We start from the raw sequence: 13,720 nt of genomic DNA on the forward strand, positions 1-13,720 counted from the left end.
AAAGGGGCAGATTTATTTTCTGAACTTTAACCTCGACTTGCTAGCAAGATTTAGAGTAGAAAATAAATCTGTCCCCTTGTGCCCCCACCATCAGATGGAGAGGGTGGTTTTGAACTTGCACAGGCCGGTATTTTCAACCTTTGACGGTTTCATCCCATTCAAAATACGGATCGATGGAGTACTCTATTGATGCTCTTTTCAGAATATCTATAACCCTTATAATATCGGGAGCCTGTCCGGAAAAAATCAAAAAATCACCTTTTTTAAGCATCTCCCTAGAACTTAATAAATTAGATGAAGTTATTTTCGCCACAGCCATTACATGAGACTTATCCCTGTAATCCCCGCGGCAGGTTATTTTATATATGCGCTCATCCAAATATATCGGCGATATATTGGTAGTAACTATAGACCAGCCACATTTTTTACATATCAACCCTTGAGAACTTCCACTTCTTAAGGGTTCCAAAATGCTCCCGCAAGACTCACATTTTTTTTCACAGCTGTATGATTTCAATTTTTCTTTCCAGGTGTAAATATTTTAAATTTACCTTGCCTATTTAAATCTGGAACATTAAAAAGCACAGAACTTGGATCTAACGATGCCCTAGGGGCAACAACTATTCTGCCGTCACCATATGCCCATACTAAATCAGTAGGGGCTTTCACTGGAACCCCCATTTTGTTTGCTAGGTTCTGAGCAAATCCAGCATCGCAAGCGCCTGTTTCACAGGATAGCAATCTTATAGGTTGACCATTATATCCCGGATTATTTTTTATAAGCTGAGAAACAATTCGCTGATCAGCCATCACCGTGCCCGTGGGAGTGACCACCTCAATCTTCTGTCTGCTTCCATGAGCCACAACGTCAAAAAATCCATCTGGATCAATTTCTTTTCTAAGCGAGGCATTCTTGAAGAACTGGTCAGAATCGCCCATAAAATTTGTTGGGCCAGGAGTGACTGAATCTTTTGTCGGGGTACGTTGTAGCCCGACCCCCCCCTTAAGCCCGGCAAGAGCGGCTGTTATTGCTTGCAACTGCATTGCGGTATCATAACGACTGGCTGCGGTTTCCCAGCTTATATTTGATGCTTGCGCTATCACGGAAATTGCTTGGTCTCGAGTTACACTTCCCGCATCCAGTCCTACCAAGATTTTCTCTAAATTTTCAGCATCTTTTGGATATAAGTCTTTGTAAAGAAGTGAGTACGTAACATTTTCACTGAACTTCTGCAGCGCTTCTTGTGCGGGTCCAACTAACCGACCACATGTGGTGCTACCTTTATTTCCATTAGTACAGGCAAGGCTTATTGCTTCATCACGAGTTTTATCCTTTATCTTGATAGCGATGAGCTCGTCTTCTTCCGCTTTCGACAGCGTCCCTAAAAGCTGTTTGCGCTCTAGGATGGCTTTTCGCTCGGCTTCCGAAACACTGAGATAATTGTTTTCCACCACCGTCTTGCCGGCCCCGGCCGCAGACACAACCCCCGCGCTATCCCCCGTCGCCAAGCCACCCGCCATCCCCGCTGCGAGGGTGGAGAGCGCGGAAACGATCTGCCGTTCGCTCTCTGTCAGGTCTTCGGGCTTCTTGTTGGGGTATACCGTGGTCGCAATCAGCTCACCCGTCGCCGCCCCCGCTGCGCCGGCTACACCGGAGTTGCCTTGGGCGTTTGCCACGATGGCGCCGAGTACCGCCTGGGCCATGATGCGGGCGGTGTTGTTGTCACCAGTCTGCTTCTTGATCAGCGTCGCCACGTAGGGCGCTGAGGCCCCCGCCACGGCACCACCGATGTCGCCACCGGCGAGGTACTGCAGCGCAGCCGTGACGGCCTGCGCCGCCTTCTGGTAGTCGCTGCCAGTGCCGTACTCGCGCATCACATCCTGGTAGCCCTTGGAGTTGACCAGGGCCTCGTTGTACTGCTTGACGTCATCGGCCGAGGCGCCCTCACCCGGTGGGTATTTGCCCTCTTTCTCCAGCGCCTTGCGCCCTTCCTCCTTCGCCTTGATCTCGCCATTGGTGCGAATGATGTCCATCGACTGCCGGCCGATGTCGGCGATCAATTGCACTTCCTGCAGGCGGCGCTGCTCCTTCTCCTTGTCGAAGATGGGGCTGATGCTGCCGTTGGCGTGCTCCACGTCGCGGCTCAGACTGGCCACGTCCTGCACCTGGCTGGCCGGGTCGCGGATATCGATCGTGCCGGCACTGATGGCCGAGCGCGTGGTGCCGCTGGCACTGTCGCCGTGGGTGTAGGCCACCAGCATGCCGCTGGGCATGTTGCTGATGAATTGGCCGCTGCCATCGCTTCCACTGCTCAAGCCAATGCTCTGCTGCTGGCTCTGGTAATGGGCTTTGTTGTCGATCGCGCTCCAGCCCAAGCTGCCGGTGCTCAGACGATTCTTGTCGGCCTCGGCCGTGCTGGCGATGACGGCGCCGTCGAGTTGGGTGTGGTTGCCCACCTCGATCTGGAATCCCCCCTTTCCGGCATACAGGCCCGTTTGCTCCTGTACGCTGTCATAGGTCGAATGGAGCTTGCTTTGGCTGACGCTGACATTGGCGCTGCCGCCGGAACCGATGATGGCGACACTACCGCCGACGCTGGCGTTCTTCTGGGTGGAGTCGTAGTCATCGCTGTCTTGCAGGCTTTTCAGTGTCAGGTCGCGCCCAACCTTGGCGGTGATCTGGTCGGCGTTGACCTGGGCACCCGTCAGGTTGGCGTCGCGCCCGCTGACCAGACTGGCTCTGCCGCCCGCATCCAGGGTTGTCTCCGTCCAGGTTGTACCGTTGCCCTTTTCCTTGCCGCTGCCCTGATTGACGCTGGCGAAGACGCTCAGCCCCGCGCCGCCCTCATTGCTGTAGCCCAGGCTTATGCCAACGGCGCCGCCGCTGCTCTTGTTCTTGCCGTCGAGCTTCTGGGTATTCGCGGCGGCTTCCAGGTTGATGTCGCGGTTGGCGGCCAGCAGCAGGTCGTGGCCGGCCTTGAGCTGGCTGCCCTGGATGCGCACGTCGCCGTCCTGACCTACTGCTCCACTGCCGGTGGCGAGAATGTTGAGGTTGTTGCCGGCCGTCAGGGTGCTTCCCTGGCTGACGCTTTGTTGCTGGGTCTGCCGCGAGCTGGACTTCTGTGAGCCGAGCGATGCGCTGATGCCGAAGTACTGGATAGCACCGCCCTGCTGCGTGCCCTGCTGGGCCGCCTGCCAGGCTTGAACACCGGTCAATCCTGCTTTCACACCCTGCAGGGCGGCAAGCCGGCTGTCGTCTTCGCTGCGGGCCTGCTTGGAGGTCTGGTACGCCGAGTCCAGGGCGCTGCCGACACTGCCAGAAAGAGCGAGGGTCAGGCCGCTGGTCTTGCTCTTGTGGGTCTGCTCGCTGCGGTTCTCGTTCTGCGCGGCGAGGATGCTCACGTTCTGGCCGATGAGGTTGATGTCCTTGCCGGCGACGACGTCGGAGCCGCGAATGGTGAGGTCCTTGCCGGCCTGGATGTCGACATTGCCGAGTACGCTGCCGATGGTGCTGCCGCGGGTCTGCTCCGTGTGGTCGTCCTGGGTGGTTTTCAGGCTGCTGGAACCGACGGTGAAGCCGATCCCGCCGCTGCTCATCACGCCGGACTTCTTCTTCGACTCGGCGTGGCTGGTGTCGACGCTTTCGGTCGCGCCATCGATGAGCACGTTGCGCCCGGCCAGCAGGCTGGTGCCGTTGGTGGAAGCGACGTCGCTGCCTTGCACGGCGATGTCCTGGCCGGCGCGGATGGCGATCTTGTCGGCACTGACCAAGGAGCCGGCCTGGGTGGTGCTACTGCTGCTGTCGACGCGGGTCTTGGTGGTGCTGGAGAGCCCGGAGCTGCTGGTCTTGGTCTTGCGGTAGTAGCTGTAGTCGCTGTCCTGCTCCGAGACCAGGCTGACATCGCGCGAGGCATACAGATAGGCCTCGCCCGAGGCGCTGACCTTGCTGGCCTTGAGGGCCAGGTCCTGCCCGGCAGCAATGTTGACGTCGCCGCCGGCGGTCAGCTCGGTGCCCTGCTGCTCGACATGGTCCTTCTGGCTGCTGATCTTGCGCGTGTTGCTATAGCTGTGGCTCTCATCCGCCGCCGAAGCGAGGGTGACGTCGCGGCCGGCGCTCAGCGCCGCGTCGCGGGCAGCATCAAGGCGGCTGGCAACGGCGTTGAGGTCGCGCCCGGCGCTGATGTCGAGGTCGCGCCCGGCGCTGGCTTCGGCGCCCAGCTGGGTGGTGGTTTCGCTGTAGTAGCGGCGGCCGTTGAGCTGGCCGTTGGTGACTTCTACCGAGGCGATGTTGACGTCGCGATCGGCGCCAATGAACAGGTCGCCACGGCTCTGCAGCACGCCACCGAGGTTGCTGACGTCACGCCCGGCGCTGATGTCGAGGCTGCCCGCGGCCTCGATGCGGGCGGCGCTGTCGGCGAAGCTGGTGGTCCAGGTGCGGTTGGCGCTCTGCGCGCTGTCGATGCGGGTGACGCTGCGTTCGTTGATCACGTCGCCGGTCAGCGCGGTAAGGCTGACGTCAAGCCCGGCGATGATGCCGCCGGCGGCGTTGCGGATGCTGTCGTCGGCAAGCAGGTCTAGGCGGTTGCCGGCCTGTATCAGCCCGCTGTTGCTCAGGTTGCTGGCACTGGCGCTGAGGTTGTTGCTGGCGCGCAGGGTGCCGGCGTTGTTGAGTGCGCCGCCGCTGATGAGGGTGACGTCCTGGCCCTGGATCAGCGCGCCGGTGGAGCCGAGGCGGTTCTCGGCCTGGGCGAGGTAGAGCACCGGGACGAGAACCTTCTCGCCGTTCACTTCGGCTTCTTCGAGCCAGACGATGTCGTGGGTCAGGGCCGCGACCTGCTCGGCGGAGAGGCCGACGCCGACGGAGAGCTGCAGGCTGTCCTTGTAGGCGATGGCGTTGTCCATCAGGTAGCGGAACAGGGCTTCGTCGCTGGCCATACCGTCGATGAAGCGCTGGCCGGTGCGCGCGGCCACGGCCTGCTGGATCAGGCGCTGTTCGTAGAGGCCGTCGCCAAGGCGCTTCTGGGATTTGTCCGGGTCGTAGCCGAGCTGGCCGAGCAGGTAGTCGGAGCTCAGGAAGCTCTTCAGGCTGGTGAGCTCGGGGTTGGTCTCGATCAGGTACTTGTGGCTGTTGCTGGGGGTTGCGCTGCTGGGCAGCCCCTGCACGCGCGGGATGTCAAAGCCGTTGCCGGCGGTGGCATTGGCGGTGGATGCGCCGCCACCCAGGGCGACACTGTCGGCCCCGCCAACGGCGCCGCCCAGCGCCTGCTCGCGCTGGCCTGTGCCGAGGTTCTGGCCGTTGAAGGCGAGCTCCCCGGCGCCCTGCACGCTGCCAGCCGCACCGCCGCTGCCTTGCTCGCCGCTCAGGCGGAACAGGCCGTTGCTGCCGGTGGGCAGGCTGAAGCCCGGCAGGGTGATGGGGTTGACCTGCTGCTGGGCGAGGTCGGGCGGCAGTTGCGAGTTGATCGGCACCACGGTGGCGACCGGGCTGGCGCCAATGGCGGTGTCGCCGGTCTTCTGGCCCGGATTGACGAAGGTGTAGTTGTTGCGGATGACGCTGTTGTTGATCTCGTTGGCGGCGGTGATGTTGACGTTGCCCGCGGCCTGGATGATGCCCGCGTAGCTCTGGTCGCCGCTGTTGAGCTGGGTGGTCGAACCGTACTGCGGGTATTCCTTTTCGGTACGGGCAATGAAATGGCTGAGGGCGCTGGCGAGGCCGGCCGGGTCGTTGACGTAGTTCGGGCTATCGATCCAGTACTGGTCGGTGAAGGCCTTGGCTTCGTTGCTGCGGCTGGCGTGGTCGCGGGTACGCTCGGAGCGCAACACCCGCAGGGTTTCGGTTTCGCCAGTGACGACGCCTTCGTTGCTCAGGCTGGCGACATTGGCGTAGAGGTTCTGCCCAGCGCTGATGACGCTGCTGGCGTTGATGATCGAATCGCCCAGCAGGTTCAGGTTGCCGCCCGCGCTGATGGAGGAGGCGGCGCTGGCCTGGAGCACTTCGAGCTTGTCGCGCTCGGTGACCTCCCAGACCTGGTTTTCCTTGCCGCCACTGCAGTCGGCGTTGTTGTCGTTGAAGTACTTGTAGCAGCTGACTTCGATGATCTGCGCGGTGTACTTGCCGGCGTTGTTGACCACCAGCACCACGCGCTGGTTGTTCAGCGCGCCGACGTTCAGGCTCATGTCGCCCTGGCTCTCCAGGGTGGCGGAGAGATTGTCCAGGCTGGCGGCGCGGCCGCCGTTGTCATCACCGGCGAAGTCGAGGCTGCCGAGGCTGTAGATGTTGGCGAAGCGATTGGTGAGGTTCTGCGCGCGCAGCTGCATGTTGCCGCCGCTGAAGATCAGAGCGCCGTTGGGTTCGCCGTCGTTGCGCAGGTTCCCGGCGCTGAGACGCACGTCGCCGGCGCCGCCCAGGGTGCCGTAGTTGTTGAGGGTGCCGGCGTTGGCGCTGAGGTTGCCGCCTGCGGTGATACGGCCGCGGTTGTTCATCGTGCTGGCATTCAGGGTGACACCCTGGCCGCCGGCGAGGCTGCCGGTCAGGTCGATCAGGTTGGCGCCAAGGTTGAAGCTGCCGACGCTGGTGGTGCGGCCGACACCGCTGTAGGTGCCGCCCAGCTGGACATCGAGGCTGCCATCACTGGCAATCAGCCCATCGTTGACCCAGTTGCCGCCACGGCCGACGAAGCTCTGCGCAGCCAGCAGCTGGCCGGTTACGCCCTGGTTGAGCTGGCCGATATCCAGGTCCAGGTTGCGCGCCTGGATGATGGCGTTGTTGGTCCAGCTGGCGGCCTGGTAGGTGAGGCTGCCGTTGGAAGTGAAGTTGCCGCCGGCCTGGCCGGCCTGGGCGAGGTCGATGCCAAAGGTGCCGGTGCCGACGTGGAGCACGTTGCCGCCGCCGTTCTGCAGGGCGCCGGTCTGCAGGGTCAGGTCCTGGGTGGCGCTTTCGATACGGCCGAGGTTGTTGTTGAGCAGGCCGCCACTGACGATCGTCATCTGGCTCGGGTTGGCCGCGCGCAACAGGCTGCCGGGCGCCTGGCCGAGCGCGCGAATGGCGCCGACCACGTTGTTGATGCTGGCGGCGCCGAGGGTCAGGTTACCGCTGCTTTCGATCAGGCCGAACTGGTTGTTCAGCGCGCCATTCAGGCTGGCATCGAGAGTGCCGGCGCCGATCTTGCCACCCTGATCGAGGGCGGCGCCGCCGTTGAGCAGCTGGTTGCCGCGCAGGTAGAGCAGGTTGCCGGCATAGAGGCCGCCGCCCTGGTTGTTGAAATCGGTGGTGCTGATGCGGTTGTCACCGCTGACCGCCGAGAGGTGGCCGGCGCGGTTGTCGATGCCGGCCGTGGCGGTGATATCGATGGAGTTGGCCTGGGTGGTGCCGGCGTTGTTGCTGAACTGGCCGGTGAACAGCGTGAGGTTGCCGTTGGCGGCGTTGATGACGCCACCGCCGCTGTTGTCGAGGCTGGCGCTGCCCAGGTCGAGCTGGCCGGTCTGGCTGATGATGCGACCTTTCTGGTTGCCGACGGCGCCCGCGGCGCGGAGGGTGGTATCGCCCTGGCCCTGCAGGGTGCCGCCGGCGTTGTCGAGGCTGGCGGCAGTGACGTCGAGCTGGCCGGCCTTGCTGAACACCAGGCCGTCCTGGCCGTTGAGCAGCTCGGCGGTGAGCTGCAGGGTCAGGTCGTTCTGCGCGGCCACGGTACCGCCGGCGCTGTTGTCGAAGCGCCCGGCAAGAACCTTGAGCAGCCCCTGGCTGGCGAGCTGCCCGCCACGGTTTTCCAGGCTGCCGACGCTCAGGTTGAGCGGGCCGCCGCTGGCGATCTTCGAGCCGGCGCCGTTGTTCAGTAGCGCGCCGAGCAGGCCCAGGCGCAGGGCGCCCTGGCTGACCAGACTGCCGCCGCCGTTGTTCAGGCTGGCGGCGTCGTAGTCGATGCTGGCGGCGCTGATCTGCCCGGCACGGTTATCCACAGCCTTGGCGCTGCCGGTCAGGCCGCCCTGGGCGCTGAGCAGGCCGCCGTTGCTGTTGTCCACGTCGCCGCCCACGGTCAGGCCGAGCCCGCCCTGGGTGGAAACGATGCCGCCGGCGTTGTTCAAGCTGCCGGCGTCGAGAGTGAGGTTGCCTTTGCTGACCAGCGCGCCAGCGCCGTGGTTGTCGAGCGCGCCGCTGACCGTCAGGGCCAGCGCGCCATCGCGGCTGGAGAGTGTGCCGCTGGCACTGTTGTCCAGGCTGGCGGCGTTGACCGCCAGGCCTTGCCAGCCGGAGAGCAGGCCCTGGTTGGCGTTGCGCAGTGCGTTTGCGTTCAGCACGAGCTGGCCGGCGCTGATGATCCGCCCGCTGTCGCCGTTGTCGAGGGTGCCACTGGCAGTGAGGACGAAGCCCTGGCTGGCGGAGATTTCCCCGCCACGGTTGTCGAGGTTGCCCAGGCCGTTGATCTGCAGGGCGCCGGCTGCGCTGAGCAGGCCGCCGCGGTTGTCGAAGTCGCCGCGCTGGGCACCGTTGCCCAGGTCGAGGGTGACCTTGCCTTCGCCGATCAGTGCGGCCTGGCGCTGGATCAGTTGGGCGACGATCAGGTGCAGGTCGCCCTTGGCGGAGATTTCCCCGCCGAGGGTGGATTCGAGTTTGCCCCCGCGCAGGGTCAGCGCGCCCTGGCTGGTGATCAGCCCGCCAGGTTTGCCGGCGGCGCTGGCGCCGTTGAGGAGGTTGCCGGCGCGGAGGTCGAGCCGTTGCGCGCCGCTGATCACGCCGTCGCGGTTGTCGAGGTCGGCGGTGCTGGCGTCGAGACGGCCCTGGGCGAGCAGGCGGCCGTCGCGGTTGTCGGTAGTGCCGGTGGCCAGCAGCAGGTCGCCGCTGGCGGAAAGCAGCCCGCCCTGGTTGTTCAGGCTGGCGCTGCCGACATCGAGCTTGCCGCCGGCGACCAGCGCGCCGTCGCCGTGGTTGTCCAGCGCGCCCTGGCTGCGCAGCAGCAGGTCGGCCCGGCTGGCGAGGGTGCCGCCCTGGCTGTTGTCCAGGCCGGCGGCAGTGACGCTGAGGCCGTTGTTGCCGGAGAGCACCCCGGCGTTGCTGTTGTTCAGCGCGCCGCTGGTAAGAGTCAGGCGGTCGCCGGAGAGAATCTTGCCGCCCTGGTTGAGCAGCGCCCCGGTGGTGAGGGCGAAGGCACGCTCGCTGGAGACTTCCCCGCCGCGGTTGTCGAGGCTGGCGACGTTGCGCAGCAGCAGCTGGCCGGGGCTGCCGAGCAGACCGCCGGCGTTGTTCAGGGCGCCGCCCTGCAGGTCCAGGTCCACACCCCCTTGGCCGACCAACTGGCCGCCGCCGTGCTGGTCGAGCCCCATGACCCGCCCGTCGATGACGCCGCGCGCAGACAGGCTGCCGCCCTGGCTGTTATCCAGCTGGGCGGTGGCGAGGTGGATGGCGGCGTCGGTGACGATGCGGCCCTGCTGGCTGTTGTCGAGCCTGGCGCCCCGCACGCTGATGTCGCCAGCGGCGCTGAGCACGCCGCCGGCGTTGTTCAGGTCGGCACCGGCGAGGTCGATGCTGTCGTCGCTGAGCAGCTTGCCGCCACGGTTGTCGAGGGCGCCGGCCAGGCGGGAGAACAGCAGGCCGGCGCTGGAAACCGCGCCGCCGCGGTTATCGAGGCTGCCGGCATGGAGGGTAAGGCCGCCCTGGCTCAGCACGGAGCCATTGCCGCTGTTGTCGAGGGCGCCGGCCAGCTGCAGCCAGACGCTCGTCTGGCTGCTCACCCGGCCGCCCTGGCTGTTGTCCAGGCTCTGCCCGGTCACGCTCAGGCCGTCGCGGCCGGCCAGGGTGCCGGCACGGTTGGCGATGCGCTGCACCTGCACATCCAGGCCGGCGTCGCCGATGACCTTGCCGGCACCGTTGTCCAGGCTGGCAGCCTGCACGGCCACCTTGTTGCGGCTGGACATTTCACCGCCCTGGTTGAGCAGGCCGGTGCCTTTTACCGTGACGCCGTTGTTGGCGGCGACGAGGCCGCCGTTGCGGTTGTCCAGCTGCCCGGCTTCGAGGCTCAGCGCGCCCTGGGCAAGCAGTTCGCCGCCCTGCTGGCTGAAGCTGTCCGCCTTGGCCAGCACGTCGCCCTTGGCGCTCACGCTGCCCTGGGTATTGTTCACCTGACCGGCATTCAGGCGCAGTGCCGCGCCGCTGTCGAGAGCGCCGCGCTGGCTGTTGTCCAGCTGGCCGACGTCGATCTTCAGCTCGCCCAGGCTGCTGATCACGCCCAGCGCGCTGTTGTTCAGGCTGGCGCCGGAGAGGGTGACGCCCGCATCACCGACCACCAGCCCGCCCCGGTTGTCGAGGCTGCCAGCCTGCACGCCGAGCGCGGCCTTGGCCGAGACCAGGCCATCGCCCTGGTTGTCGAGCGTCTGCTGGACGCGGGCCTGCAGGGTGCCATTGCTGAGCAGGTTGCCCTTGCCGCTGTTGTCGAGGCTGTCGAGGGTGAAGTCCAGCGACTGCTCGGCAGAGAACAGTCCGAGACGGTTGTCCAGCGCGCCACCGGTGACCTGAAGGCGGTTGGCGACGGCCTGACCGTTGCGGTTGTCCAGGCGCGCGGCGTTCAGGTTCAGCTGGTTGCTCGCCAGCAGGCGCCCCTGGCGGTTGTCCAGGCTGGCGGCGCTGACGCGGGTGTCGGCGCCCTTGAGCGCGCCGCCCTGGTTGTCCAGGGTGCCGCTGGCGTTGGCGTCGAGGTTGCGGCTGGCGACCACGCTGCCGCTGTTGCGCAGGTTCTGCGCGGTGATGGCCACGTCGCCCTGGGCGTTGCGGCTGTTGTCCGGGTTGACGCCGGCTTCGACCACGCCGCTGTTGCTGACCTGCGCGGCGGTCAGCGCAACACGCTGGCCGGCAGCGAGGCTCTGGCTGTTGCTGAGCTGGCCGTTGGCGCTCAGTTCGGCGCTGCCCGTCGCGTAGGTCGGGCCGGTGAGCGCGATGTCGCTGGCCTTGGCGCGCAGGCTGCCGGCGGTGCTGGTCTGCGCCAGGCTCAGTTGGCCATTGGCATCGATCTGGATGTCGCCGCCGCTGGCGGCCATGTTGCCGGCCAGCTTCACGCCCACGCCCTGCTCGGTGCCCACCAGGCGGATGGCGCCGGCGTACATGCCGCCCAGCGCCGAGCTGTCGATGGCCAGTTGCGGCTTGGCGCTGCCGTCATCGGCCTTGGCGCTGGCGGCGAGGGTTTCGGCGTCCACCTGGTTGCGCCCGGTCACCACCGTGAGCTGCTTGGCGTAGAGGTCGGCGTTGAGCTTGGCGCTGCGGGTGATCAGTTCGAACTGGTCGAGGTTGCTGGCGTTGAGGCCGGCGCCTTCGATGGCGATCTCGCCGCCGTCGACGTCGTAGCCGCGCAGGCGCTCGCCGTCCATCATCGGCTTGCCGGTGGTCAGCGTGGCGCGCGGGGTGTTGATGAAGCCGCAGCCGTTGCAGGTGATGCCGTGGGGGTTGGCGACGATGACATGGGCGGACTGGCCGGCCACTTCGGTGTAACCGCGCAGCTGCGAGGGGTTGGCCCCGGTGACTTCGTTGAGGATCTTCTGCGCCGCGCCGCCCTTGAGGTTGGGGTTGCCGACGATGATCCCGCCCAGCTGCGTGGACTGCGTCTTGCCGGTGGCGTTGTTGAGGATCAGGCCGTTCTGCCCGACGTTGTAGTCGGTGAACTTGTTGTGCGAGAGGCCCGCGCCGTTGGGCGTGGCGATGTTCACCACGGGTACGCCGTTGCCCGCCGCGCCCAGGTGCGTATTGCCACCGGCTGCCGCGTCCACCGCCAGCTCGGCCGCTGCCGCGACGATGGGATTGAGGATCAGGATGCCGGCCAGGACACTGGCGATGGCTTGATACAGCGGGTGGCGTACGTCCATGTATGACTCCTTCACGACCCTGCAGCGGCAAGGTTGTTCAGATCGAAACTTGACCGGCCGGCTTCCGCCGGCCGCATTGCACAGGCAGGGTGCCGGCGCTCAGGAGCGAGCGCCGGCACGCGGGTCAGTCGCTGCCAAATTTCGGTGAGCGCGGACCGTACAGCAGGCCCGCCGGCCGCCCGGCCGAAAGCAGGCGCGCGCTGGTCATCCCGGCGATGGGATAACCCGCGTCGTCCACCGAGCTGCTGATGATCTGCTTCACCGCGGCGGTGATCAGCATGCCGACCAGGCCACCGTTGTTGCCGTTGTTGCCTTCCTCGCTGGAGGCCGTGGCGGAGCCGGTCCACAGCGTGGTGCCGCTCTTGAGATCGACCAGCTTGGCGGTGGCCGTCACGATGGTGGCGCTGCTGATCACCCGGTATTGCGTGCCGTACTCGCTGACCGTGACGTAGAGCCCGGCGTCGGCGCCGTAGATTTCCCGCAGCTTGGCCGGGGAAACCTGGTGGATATCCCCGGCATTGCTCAGGCCGTTCTGGCGGAAGGTCTCGTCCGCCAGCGCCACGGGCACCACGTAGTAGCCAGCCTCGGCCAAGGGGTAGGTCACCTGCGACAGCATGCTGTAGGTCGCTTTCACATCGGGCGATTCGTTCAGCGGCGGCAGCACCAGGATCGAGCGCGGCTTGGCCTGCTTGAATGCCGAGTAATCGACGGTCTTGGTCGGCGCACACCCCGCGAGCAGGGTCAGCAGCGAGAGGCCCATGACGAGCCGGGCAAGGCTGGCGCGCATCATTGGGCACCTCCGCGAGCGTTCTTCAGGAGGAAGTCCATGTAGGTGGCGGACTCCGGGAACAACGCCTTCTCGGTCTCGAATTCGCGAACCGTCTGGTCCTGCTTGCCGAGGCTGGAGTAGAGCAACCCGAGCTGCGCGTGATAGCCCGGCGGCACGGCGCCGTTCTTGGCCTTGATCTTCTGCAGGTCCGCTTCCAGCGCCTCCAGCTGGGACTCCTTCGAGTCGCCGGTGAAGTACTCGTGGACCTGCTCCTGATAGCCTTCCCACTGATACATCGTCTTCTGCCCCGCGCAGCCGCTCAGCGCCAGGGTCCCCGCCAACGCAGCTGCGCAGGCGACTGTCTTGCGTACCATATCCATGGTCATTTCCTACCTTCCCTGATTCAGTTCTGCGGCTTCCACGCACCGCTGTCGACAGCGTTGACCAGCTTGTTCACCGCCTCGCGCATCGCCAGGTCGAGGACCTTGCCATTGAGCGTGGAGTCGTAGCTGGCGGTACCGCCGAAGCCGATGATCTCGCGGTTGGACAAGGCGTACTCGCCGGCGCCCTGGGACGAATAGACCACCTCGGAGGTGGAGATGTTGACGATGTTCAGCGCCACCTTGGCGTAGGCCACCTGGGTCTTGCCGCGCCCCAGAATCCCGAAGAGCTGGCGGTCGCCGACTTCCTTGCGGCCGAACTCGGTAACGTCGCCGGTCACCACGTAGTCCGCACCTTTCAGGCGCTGCGCCTGGCCCTTGATGGCCGCTTCCTGCTGGATCTCGCCCATGTTGTCGCGGTCCAGCACGGTGAAGCGGTTGGTCTGCTGCAGGTGGGTGATGAGGATGGTCTTGGCCTGGCCGCCGAGGCGATCGACGCCGTCCGAGAAGATGCCGCGCATGTAGCTGGAGCGGTTGTCGAACTTGCCGACGGCGATGGGCGAACGCACACCGCTATAGGGGCGGCTGACGCTTTCGACCTGCTGTACCGGCAATGCAGTGGACGTCTCGGTGGCACAGCCCGACAACCCGGCCACCGCGACAGCCGCCAGGATCGGCAGCACTGCATCTCTTACGCTGTGTTTCATGTCACTCTCCTTGAAAAATC

General features: G+C 65.0%; 5 protein-coding genes. All 5 read right to left on the bottom strand.

From position 1 onward, the window contains the following. Positions 1-133: 133 nt before the first annotated feature. Entirely contained in the window at positions 134-517 is a 384-nt protein-coding gene (locus tag N0B71_RS08090; RefSeq protein WP_259758238.1) for a hypothetical protein, read from the bottom strand. Next, the gene (locus tag N0B71_RS08095; protein WP_259758239.1) at positions 514-11,844 is read right to left on the bottom strand and encodes a hemagglutinin repeat-containing protein; all 11,331 of its coding nucleotides are present in this window, start codon (positions 11,842-11,844) and stop codon (positions 514-516) included. The genes N0B71_RS08090 and N0B71_RS08095 overlap by 4 nt, the downstream gene beginning before the upstream one ends. A 124-nt stretch (positions 11,845-11,968) precedes the next feature. Then, positions 11,969-12,631 (bottom strand): DUF799 domain-containing protein, encoded by a 663-nt coding sequence (locus tag N0B71_RS08100; RefSeq protein WP_442964652.1) that lies wholly within the window; start codon positions 12,629-12,631, stop codon positions 11,969-11,971. Beyond that, positions 12,631-12,987, bottom strand: a complete 357-nt coding sequence (locus N0B71_RS08105) for a DUF4810 domain-containing protein (RefSeq protein ID WP_259759507.1) — start codon at positions 12,985-12,987, stop codon at positions 12,631-12,633. Before N0B71_RS08105 ends, N0B71_RS08100 begins: the two co-directional genes overlap by 1 nt. Positions 12,988-13,016: 29 nt before the next feature. After that, positions 13,017-13,700, bottom strand: a complete 684-nt coding sequence (locus N0B71_RS08110) for a CsgG/HfaB family protein (RefSeq protein WP_259758241.1) — start codon at positions 13,698-13,700, stop codon at positions 13,017-13,019. Between the last annotated feature and the right edge of the window lie 20 nt (positions 13,701-13,720).

Source organism: Pseudomonas sp. GCEP-101, assembly GCF_025133575.1.
In the GTDB taxonomy this organism is placed as follows: domain Bacteria; phylum Pseudomonadota; class Gammaproteobacteria; order Pseudomonadales; family Pseudomonadaceae; genus Pseudomonas; species Pseudomonas nitroreducens_B.

Excerpts from the sequence above, each read along its gene's own strand:
- N0B71_RS08095 (WP_259758239.1), bottom strand. The coding sequence starts at position 11,844 with ATGGACGTACGCCACCCGCTGTATCAAGCCATCGCCAGTGTCCTGGCC.
- N0B71_RS08110 (WP_259758241.1), bottom strand. The coding sequence starts at position 13,700 with ATGAAACACAGCGTAAGAGATGCAGTGCTGCCGATCCTGGCGGCTGTC.
- N0B71_RS08105 (WP_259759507.1), bottom strand. The coding sequence starts at position 12,987 with ATGGTACGCAAGACAGTCGCCTGCGCAGCTGCGTTGGCGGGGACCCTG.
- N0B71_RS08100 (WP_442964652.1), bottom strand. The coding sequence starts at position 12,631 with ATGCGCGCCAGCCTTGCCCGGCTCGTCATGGGCCTCTCGCTGCTGACC.